The following is a 9362-nucleotide window of genomic DNA, read 5'->3' as shown; positions in this document are numbered from 1 at the left end:
TGTAGTGGTTTACTGAATTTGGCCACCTGAACAGAGGTGATATGCTCACCTCAGAACATTACAGGTGCCTCAATGAAAAAAAGAAATTTCAGCGCAGAGTTTAAACGTGAATCCGCTCAACTGGTCCTTGATCAGAACTACACCGTTGCAGCTGCGGCCAGTGCTATGGATGTGGGTCTTTCTACCATGACGCGATGGGTAAAGCAGTTACGGGATGAACGACAGGGCAAAATACCTAAAGCCTCCCCTATAACCCCGGAACAGATTGAAATACGTGAGCTGAAGAAAAAGCTACAACGCATTGAAATGGAAAACGACATATTAAAAAAGGCTACCGCGCTCTTGATGTCAGACTCCCTGAACAATTCTCGTTAATCGGGAAACTCAGAGCGCAGTATCCTGTGGTCACACTCTGCCACGTGTTCGGGGTTCATCGCAGTAGCTACAAATACTGGGAGAAAAGCGCCGAAAAGCCAGACGGCTGGCGAGCTGTGTTACGCAGCCAGGTTCGGGAGCTGCATAACATCAGCCATGGCTCTGCTGGCGCAAGAAGTATCGCCATTATGGCAACCCTGAGAGGCTTCAGAATGGGACGCTGGCTTGCTGGCAGGCTCATGAAAGAACTGGGGCTGGTGAGTTGTCAGCAGCCTACCCACCGGTATAAACGTGTTGGTCATGAACACATCGCTATCCCGAATCGCCTTGAGCGACAGTTCGCAGTGACAGAACCTAACCAGGTGTGGTGCGGCGATGTGACGTACATCTGGACAGGCAAGCGTTGGGCTTACCTTGCAGTTGTTCTCGATCTGTTCGCAAGGAAACCAGTGGGCTGGGCAATGTCATTCTCGCCGGATAGCAAGCTGACCATCAGAGCGCTGGAAATGGCGTGGGAAGCTCGCGGTAAACCAGCCGGAGTGATGTTCCACAGTGACCAGGGTAGCCACTATACAAGCAGGCAGTTCCGGCAGTTACTGTGGCGTTGCCAGATCAGGCAGAGTATGAGCCGACGTGGAAACTGTTGGGACAACAGCCCGATGGAACGCTTCTTCCGTAGTCTGAAAAACGAGTGGGTGCCAGTGACAGGTTATATAAACTTTAGCGATGCTGCTCATGCGATCACAGACTATATCGTCGGGTATTACAGCTCGCTAAGGCCGCATGACTATAACGGTGGGTTGCCCCCAAACGAATCGGAAAACCGATACTGGAAAAACTCTAAAGCCGTGGCCAGTTTTAGTTGACCACTACACTTGAAACGTTCCAAGCCGCTACTCGTGGTGATGGAGAGGCAGCAGTTGAAGTAGCAAATAATATTCTTTTTCATATCAGAAGCGACTCCCTTTAGATCTGTACTCATAATCAGCACGACGGATCATGTCGAGATCTAGAGAGATCTCTCCACTGAGTACATGGCTAAGAAGAAAACGAGTCATACCCGAAAGTGTGATCCCATTTACATAACAGTATTTCTTAATGGCATTAACATCATCAGCAGGGACAGTACAGTTAAATTGTTTTAATGATACAGGCTCAGTCATTTTTCAAACCCTGTGCCATAGTCCATATAGGATCGGCGTACTGTTTAGGGTTAAGGGTCTACAAGGAGGATAATCTGGTAATGAGATCACACCTTACCAAGTAGCAGGTTAAGTTATTCTCATCGTGAGGAAGGGAGTAGAAACACGTCATATGTATCTGTTGCGGCTGATACTAGACATTAAATTTTATGAAATCAATAGGATTATCTAATTTCTAATAACTTTTTGAAATACATAGGATTAGGCAAAAAACACAAATTTGTGTAGTGACGCTTTAGAATCTGTGTATACTGAATGTAAGTTATTGTTGTGGTTAGATTCCTTCAGTCGTAAGGAGACCCTGTATGGCTATGTATAAAAATATGCTGGTCGTCATCGACCCTAACCAGGACGATCAACCAGCATTAAGGCGAGCTGTTTATTTGCATCAACGGATTGGTGGCAAAATTAAAGCCTTTTTGCCGATCTATGACTTTTCCTATGAGATGACTACCCTGCTGTCGCCTGATGAGCGTACGGCAATGCGTCAGGGGGTCATCAGCCAGCGAACTGCATGGATACGTGAACAAGCGAAATACTACATCGAAGCAGGGATCCCTCTGGAGATTAAAGTGGTCTGGCATAACCGACCCTTTGAAGCCATCATCCAGGAAGTCATCAGTGCCAGGCATGATCTGGTCCTCAAGATGGCGCACCAACACGACCGCCTCGAAGCCGTAATATTTACGCCAACCGACTGGCATTTATTGCGTAAATGTCCAAGTCCGGTATGGATGGTGAAAGACCAGCCATGGCCTGAAGGGGGTAAAGCACTGGTTGCCGTAAACCTCGCCAGTGAAGAGGCTTATCACAACGCGCTCAATGAAAAACTGGTCAAGGAGACGCTACAGCTTGCAGAACAGGTTAACCATACCGAAGTACATCTGGTAGGCGCCTACCCTGTCACACCAATCAACATCGCGATTGAACTGCCTGAATTTGATCCCAGCGTTTATAACGACGCAATTCGTGGACAGCACCTGCTGGCCATGAAGGCGCTACGCCAGAAATTCAGTATTGATGAGAAAGTGACGCACGTTGAAAAAGGCTTACCTGAAGAGGTCATTCCTGATTTAGCCGAGCACTTGCAGGCGGGTATTGTGGTATTGGGGACCGTCGGACGTACCGGTATTTCTGCTGCGTTTCTTGGTAATACCGCGGAACAGGTTATCGATCATCTACGCTGTGACCTGCTGGTCATCAAGCCGGATGAATATCAGACACCAGTTGAACTGGACGACGAAGAAGACGATTAACCACACAATGAAATGCCGGATGGCGATATCATCCGGCATTTTAAACGCCTAGTGTTGCTCCTCACCGCCGAGGAAATAGATACCAAGCGGGATAGCCAACAGAATCGTAAACACCATGCTGTAGACACAAATCATTGCAGATTGAATGGCGTACATTGAAGCGGTCCAGTCGGATAGCGGAATGTCATACTGTTCAATAACGCCACCGATCGTCGCTCGCGTCACGACCGACGCTGCGATAATAAACACTCCAAGCAGGCACAACAGAAACTTCCGTCCCTTCGCTGTTTTCAGCTTAGCCATGATCATAGTACTGTCCTTTTGCAGATGAAAACCTTGTTACTTTGCGCTAACAATACCATGACATCAACTGACTGTCTGCTACATAAACCGCATACAGAGTTGACGTCAGCGTTATTTCGCTGAAAATAGCGCTGATTGCATTATTTATCTCTCCTTTTGATTAATGATCTGACCTCCTTAACTGGGTAAAATATCTGGGGATTAGGATGTCAGATGATATTTAGCTAACACGGAGTTGCCAGGAAGAATCATGATCGCTGAACTGTTTATGAATAATGCGTTTAATTTGACGGTAATTCTTAGCTGCTGTGCCGCGCTGGTCCTGATGAGCGTCTGGTATCATCGTGGAGAGCGTCGCTGCAAAGGATTCATATTTCATGCCGCACAATTTTTTGTTTATGCCATTATCATTGGGACGTTTGGCAGCATTGCTAATAACGTTATCGAAAGTTACAGCCTGAAATTTATCTCCCCCAGCGTGGTCGACTTTATCTGCACCTCGTTGATTGCGTTGATCCTGACCATCAAACTTTTTCTGGTGATTAATCAGTTTGAAAAGACGCAGATTAATAAAGGCAGAGATATCACCAGCGCGAGGATCCTGTCGCGTATCATCAAGATTACCATCGTGGTTGCCATCATTTTACTGTATGGCGAACACTTCGGTATGAGCTTATCCGGCCTGTTAACCTTTGGCGGTATTGGCGGTATCGCAGTGGGTATGGCGGGGAAAGATATTCTGAGCAACTTTTTCTCAGGCATTATGCTCTATTTCGACAGACCGTTTAGCATAGGCGATTGGATCCGCTCCCCGGACCGCAATATTGAAGGCACGGTAGCAGAAATTGGCTGGCGAATGACTAAAATAAACACCTTCGACCATCGTCCACTGTATGTGCCAAACTCGATTTTCTCCTCCATCAGCGTAGAAAACCCAGGGCGCATGACCAACCGGCGAATTAAAACGGTGATCGGGTTACGATATGAGGATGCCGATAAAGTCGGTGCCGTTGTCGAGTCGGTTAGAGAAATGCTGCAAAACCATCCAGGAATAGACCAGAAACAAACTCTGTTGGTCTATTTTAATGAATTTGCCGATTCATCGTTGAATATCATGGTGTATTGCTTCACGAAAACCACCGTCTGGAAGGAATGGCTCGCGGTACAGCAAGACGTTTATTTAAAGATTATCACGATAGTCCAGGCAAACGGCGCCGACTTTGCGTTCCCCAGCCAGACGCTGTATATGGATAATCCTGAAACATCGCCATCGACACACTAACAAAAGAAAAGACGCGGAAATCCGCGTCTTTTTTGTACTTATTTCAATGAGGCAATATCAATTACAAAGCGGTATTTCACATCGCTTTTCAACATCCGCTGCCAGGCACGATTAATATCCTGAATATCGATCACCTCGACATCGGCGGTAATACCATGCTGACCGCAAAAATCCATCATCTCCTGCGTTTCGGCAATACCGCCGATAACTGAACCCGCCACAGACCTACGCCCAAGGATCAGGGGAACCGTATTCAGCAACGGATCCAACGCACCAAGATAACCAACCAACACCAGCGTACCGCTTAGCGCCAGGGTTGGGATATAAGGGTTCAGGTCATGAACGTAGGGCACAGTATCGATAATCAGATCAAACTGATTCGCTGTCGCTTTCATCTGTTCACTGTCAGTGGAAAGCACAACGTGACTGGCCCCCAAACGTCTGGCATCAGCTTCTTTGCCCGGTGAACGTGTAAACAGCGTAACTTCCGCGCCCAGCGCATTTGCAAGTTTTATTGCCATATGCCCGAGTCCACCCAGACCGACAACCGCGACTTTACTGCCCTCGCCTACCTGCCAGTGGCGCAGAGGCGACCATGTTGTGATCCCGGCGCAAAGCAGCGGCGCCGCACCGCGTAAATCGATCCCTTCAGGGACCTTCACCACAAACTTTTCGGTAACGACAATTTTGTCAGAATAGCCGCCGAAAGTGGGCAGACCGTCATGACGGTCGATATCGTTATACGTTAGCGTGTTACCTTCTTCGCAATACTGCTCTAGCCCCTGCTCGCAGGCGCTACAGTGTTGGCACGAATCAACCATGCAGCCGACCCCTGCGAGATCGCCCACTTTGAATTTTGTTACCGACTTACCAACATGCACCACGCGGCCAATGATCTCATGCCCTGGTATCATCGGATATTTAGCACCGCCCCAATCGTTGTAGGCGTTGTGAATATCCGAGTGGCATACACCGCTGTATAAAATATCGATAACCACATCATCTTCACGCGGATCGCGACGAACAAAATTATGGGGGACTAAATCTTCTTTCACCGCCAGAGCAGCATAACCCTTCACATTCATGACCATTGAGATCTCCTCAGGGATTAGGTGTTACCAGAACTAGCATAGTTCAGGGCAGCAGGTTGTACTCAGCATCGCTAACCGGTTCCAGCCATTCGTTCGACGCGCCAGGGGCCGGGATTTCCACGGCGATATGAGCAAACCAACTATCACGCGCAGCACCGTGCCAGTGTTTCATTCCCGCCGGAATGTGCACAACATCACCGGTTTTCAGCTCACGTGCCGGTTTATTCCACTCCTGATACCAACCTCTGCTACCGGTCACCAGCAATATCTGTCCGCCCTCATGATGAACATGCCAGAAGTTACGACAACCCGGTTCAAATGCGACATTGCCAATTACCACGCCTTCCATGGAGAGCATGGTCAGATAGCTGTCGCCAGTGAAATACTTCGCATACGCTTCATTTTTCTCTCCACGCGGAAAGACGCTGTTACCATCAAATTGTTCGTTCATAGTCACTCCAGTATGGATAATGTCCGCGGTGTTCATGCCAGACATTCATCAAGAACCGTACGGGCATTTTCCCCAATCCCGGCTCCACAGTGCTGTTCGAGTATCGTAATAAACTCACTGAGTTGCTCAGGGAGGATCCCGATGTTAAGGCATATCGCAAAATGGCTTTTCAGCTGGCTGTTAACGCCGCCCAGAACGGCCAGCGCCGAAACGGTCGCCCATTCACGGTCCTGCCAGTCGAGTACATCTCGCTGAAAAATATCGCCAAACAGATGCGTTTTAAGCCAGACATCAATAGCGGGAGCAAAGTCAAACAGCGGACCGCTTACAGGCTGTCCAACCAGTTGTGTCTGAGTTAGGCTCCCAGCCTGAACACTGTTCCAGTCTGCAGGTGGCGGCGTGGCCGTTCTACCTTCGTCGTCTGAAAGCCCTTTTTCGCTTCGACTTTTCACCACCGACATAAAGCAGGACAGACCGTTCAGGCTGCGAGGGAAACCGCAGTATGCGTAGAGCTGTAGCAGGATCTCTTTTACTTCACTGAGCGTGAGTCCCGCATCCAGTCCGGCGTTGAGCGCGACGTCCAACTTTTCCATCTGTCCTGTGGCAGTGAATGCCGCAATGGGGATGACTGCCTGTTGTCTGGCATCCAGTTGGTATTGCATATTCGACTCTCCAAAACGGTGGCAACATTGCACCACCGGGGGCTGAAAACAGTAAAATTATAGAGACTCGACGTGTCGGTGATTAGAGAGGAAAAGAAGGACAAACTTATGAGCTGTGCTCATCAATAATCAGTAGCAGGTACTCTTTATTTGCAGGTAGCTGATTGAAGACTTACGCCACAATCTCGATTAAATTGCCGTCAGGATCTTTTATCACCGCTTCGTAATAACCATCGCCAGTAGTACGCGGACCTGAGACTAATATCCCCTGTTCCTGCGCTTGCATTGCAATGGCATCAACATTTTCATTGCCGCCAACAGAAATGGCGAGGTGTACCCATCCGCAACGATTATTGTCAGGTTGCTGCCCGATAAGACCCGGTTTGGTCATTAACTCAATCGCAATTTCCTCGCCAATTTTGACAAAATAAGATTCAAACCCAGGATTGGTTTTACTGCGGTATTTCTCGTTGATCTTGCCGTCAAAAAACGATACCCAGAAGCGAGCTTGCTGCTCGAGATCCTGTGTCCATAACGCCATATGCGCAATCTTCATAGTGAACCTCTTCCCATTGTATCCAGAATAGTACGGCCCCTGTAAGGGATGTTGACATCGTTAATCATAATGCACGATCATGCACTCTATTGCTCGATGTTTATTTCACCTGGAGTATCTATGCTCGATTACGCCGCATTCCCGGAACAGCGTCAGGCGCTTATCTTTCAGATCCTGCAAGAAAACGGCAGGGTCATTTGTTCTGAACTCGCTAACCGATTAGGCGTTTCTGAACACACAATTCGTCGTGATTTGCATGAATTGAGCAAAGATGGCGTGTGTAAAAAAGTTTATGGTGGCGCGGTCATTACACTCCCTGAATCCGAAGACATCGACGTGCGCAAGAGTATTAATGTAGCCAAAAAGAGCAACATCGCGCAGAGATGTGCCAGGCTGGTCAAATCTGGAAGCTGTATTTTTATCGACACGGGTAGCACCAATCTGGCAATGGCAGAAGCTCTGCCCGCCGAACTGGCGTTAACCGTGGTGACAAATTCGCCGGAGATTGCCGCCGTTTTGCTAAAAAAACCGCTGTTTGAAGTCATTATGCTGGGTGGCGTGGTGCAGAGATCTTCAGGTGGGTGCGTGGGAGCTTCCGCCATCGCACAAGTGCAGGACATTTTATTCGATCAGGGATTTATTGGCGGCTGCGCGATGTCGCCTGAATCCGGCTTAACGGGATTTGATTATGCGGATTGTGAGTTCAAAAAAGCGGTGATAAAACAATGTAATGAAACCATCGTCGCGCTAACGGCTGAAAAAATCCCAGCCGTCGCCCGATATGTCGTGACCGAAAGCAGCAATATCGATGTGATTGTTGTAGAGGACAACATCAGCAAAGAGTACGCCACAGCGTTCCAGGCACATGACATTCGAATTTATACCGTCTAACCGCGGTAGGCTCGCTGAAAATTTACTGTGCTAAACGTCGCTCCTGGCGTCAGCGCGGTGATCGCTGACAGATAATCCAGACGGATTTTTTGCTGATTTTCAGATTGCTCCACTACCAGAAATTCTTCTTTTTCCACTGTGGTACACGTCGTCAGCGCTTTAGCATCAAAACATGTGCCATCTGTTAGTTCAATGTGCAACCAATAGTGGTACATGCAGGCGATTTCCAGATAATCATGAAGATCGCAATCTATCGGGTGATACTCTTCGGTCGTTTTCATCACGCTATCTTCCCCAACGTCTTGTATATTCGGGAAATCGCCAACGCAACTTCCCGAACTTTCCAGCTATTTCAACGCTTCAATGGGAGCGCCGAAATTAATATGCAGCACATTGCCGTCAATCACCAGCGCCGGAACAGATTTCACGCCAGCCACTTCAGCCTCAGCAACCCGAACAGGTTGCTCTCCCAGATGAACCACATCGATTTCAACATCCGCAGACAAATGCTGCAGAAGTGTCTGTTCTGCGGAAACACAAACCGGGCAACCTGCATGATAGAAACGAGCTTTAGTCATGATACATCTCCTTTAAATTATAGTATCGATTCGATACTATAATTCATGCTACGCTGCTTTTATCCTTTGTCAATATAGTTTTTAATCGATACTATATGCCGAGGAGGATTTGTTATGCCCGACATGTCACTTTTCGACGTACTTGACCGGCTGTCCAGCCTGACAAGGATGTGGTTTCGCCAGCACCCTTTACTGGCGGATCTCCAGCCAGTACAACTTAGCGCGTTAATGTATCTGGCCCGTTGCAACCGTTATTCCAATACGCCGCTTGGCGTGACAGACTACCTTGGTCTCACCAAAGGTACCGTGTCGCAATCGCTGAAGCTTTTGGAAAACAAAGGGTTGATTGTTCGCAAGCCGGATGACCGTGATAAACGTAGCGTCCATCTACACTTAAGTGAGTCGGCCAATACCTTACTTGAAGCCCTGCTGCCCCCCACGTTTTTAGTAGAGGGTGAATCGGCAATGGGTGAACGGGCGATCGTGCTCAGAGAGCTGCTGTTAGAACTGTTACGTGGGATCCAGAGGACCAACAATGTGCCTGGCTTTGGTCTTTGCCATAGCTGTCGGTTCCACCAAAAAATTGATGGTCAGGGATTTTGTAATCTGACGAAAGAGAGATTGAGTGAAGAAGATTCATTGCTGATTTGCCGGGAGCATCAGCCGCCGGAAACATAAAATGGCTGATGCAAAATCACACCAGCCATTATCTCTG

At 48.2% G+C, this 9362-nt stretch carries 12 protein-coding genes; 5 read left to right on the top strand and 7 right to left on the bottom strand.

The window, feature by feature from the left end:
* Positions 1-72: 72 nt before the first annotated feature.
* Positions 73-1241 (top strand): IS3 family transposase gene (locus OGY71_RS03715; RefSeq protein WP_100216202.1). Its coding sequence is split into 2 segments (ribosomal slippage): positions 73-322 and positions 322-1241, totalling 1170 coding nucleotides; the frame shifts between segments, so codons are not numbered across the junction.
* Between the two features lie 641 nt (positions 1242-1882).
* The gene (uspE, locus tag OGY71_RS03710) at positions 1883-2833 is read left to right on the top strand and encodes a universal stress protein UspE (protein WP_003833229.1); all 951 of its coding nucleotides are present in this window, start codon (positions 1883-1885) and stop codon (positions 2831-2833) included.
* A gap of 48 nt (positions 2834-2881) precedes the next feature.
* On the opposite strand, the gene OGY71_RS03705 is transcribed toward uspE, so the two are convergent.
* Positions 2882-3142: a DUF2534 family protein gene (locus OGY71_RS03705; protein ID WP_003020403.1), complete on the bottom strand. Its 261-nt coding sequence runs from the start codon at positions 3140-3142 to the stop codon at positions 2882-2884.
* 244 nt (positions 3143-3386) lie between these two features.
* Between OGY71_RS03705 and OGY71_RS03700 the strand changes: the two genes are divergently transcribed.
* Complete coding sequence (locus OGY71_RS03700; protein ID WP_003833232.1) at positions 3387-4418, top strand: mechanosensitive ion channel family protein; 1032 nt, start codon at positions 3387-3389, stop codon at positions 4416-4418.
* Between the two features lie 38 nt (positions 4419-4456).
* On the opposite strand, the gene OGY71_RS03695 is transcribed toward OGY71_RS03700, so the two are convergent.
* The 4 genes from OGY71_RS03695 to OGY71_RS03680 all read right to left on the bottom strand — a co-directional run bounded on the left by OGY71_RS03695 (position 4457) and on the right by OGY71_RS03680 (position 7178).
* Positions 4457-5509 carry an NAD(P)-dependent alcohol dehydrogenase gene (locus OGY71_RS03695; protein WP_164562746.1) on the bottom strand — a complete coding sequence of 351 codons (1053 nt, stop codon included), beginning with the start codon at positions 5507-5509 and terminating at the stop codon, positions 4457-4459.
* 43 nt (positions 5510-5552) lie between these two features.
* Positions 5553-5960, bottom strand: coding sequence for a cupin domain-containing protein (locus OGY71_RS03690; RefSeq protein ID WP_286612858.1), 408 nt, complete (start codon positions 5958-5960; stop codon positions 5553-5555).
* Between the two features lie 32 nt (positions 5961-5992).
* Complete coding sequence (locus OGY71_RS03685) at positions 5993-6622, bottom strand: carboxymuconolactone decarboxylase family protein (protein WP_003833239.1); 630 nt, start codon at positions 6620-6622, stop codon at positions 5993-5995.
* Between the two features lie 172 nt (positions 6623-6794).
* The gene (locus OGY71_RS03680; RefSeq protein ID WP_008784902.1) at positions 6795-7178 is read right to left on the bottom strand and encodes a VOC family protein; all 384 of its coding nucleotides are present in this window, start codon (positions 7176-7178) and stop codon (positions 6795-6797) included.
* Positions 7179-7298: 120 nt separating this feature from the next.
* Between OGY71_RS03680 and OGY71_RS03675 the strand changes: the two genes are divergently transcribed.
* Entirely contained in the window at positions 7299-8069 is a 771-nt protein-coding gene (locus tag OGY71_RS03675; protein ID WP_008784903.1) for a DeoR/GlpR family DNA-binding transcription regulator, read from the top strand.
* On the opposite strand, the gene OGY71_RS03670 is transcribed toward OGY71_RS03675, so the two are convergent.
* Both OGY71_RS03670 and OGY71_RS03665 read right to left on the bottom strand, forming a co-directional pair.
* Entirely contained in the window at positions 8066-8350 is a 285-nt protein-coding gene (locus tag OGY71_RS03670; RefSeq protein WP_003833248.1) for a Rho-binding antiterminator, read from the bottom strand. The genes OGY71_RS03675 and OGY71_RS03670 overlap by 4 nt on opposite strands.
* Positions 8351-8416: 66 nt before the next feature.
* On the bottom strand, positions 8417-8647 hold the full coding sequence (locus tag OGY71_RS03665; RefSeq protein WP_286612856.1) for a glutaredoxin family protein: 231 nt from the start codon (positions 8645-8647) through the stop codon (positions 8417-8419).
* Between the two features lie 114 nt (positions 8648-8761).
* Here OGY71_RS03665 and OGY71_RS03660 point away from each other — a divergent pair, with 114 nt between their 5' ends.
* Positions 8762-9325: a MarR family winged helix-turn-helix transcriptional regulator gene (locus tag OGY71_RS03660; RefSeq protein ID WP_003833252.1), complete on the top strand. Its 564-nt coding sequence runs from the start codon at positions 8762-8764 to the stop codon at positions 9323-9325.
* Positions 9326-9362 lie beyond the last annotated feature (37 nt).

It is taken from the genome of Citrobacter sp. Cpo109 (assembly GCF_030332565.1).
Taxonomy (GTDB): Bacteria; Pseudomonadota; Gammaproteobacteria; order Enterobacterales; family Enterobacteriaceae; genus Citrobacter; species Citrobacter portucalensis.
The sequence above is the reverse complement of the archived record's forward strand: the minus strand, read 5'-3'. Positions and strand labels throughout refer to the sequence as shown.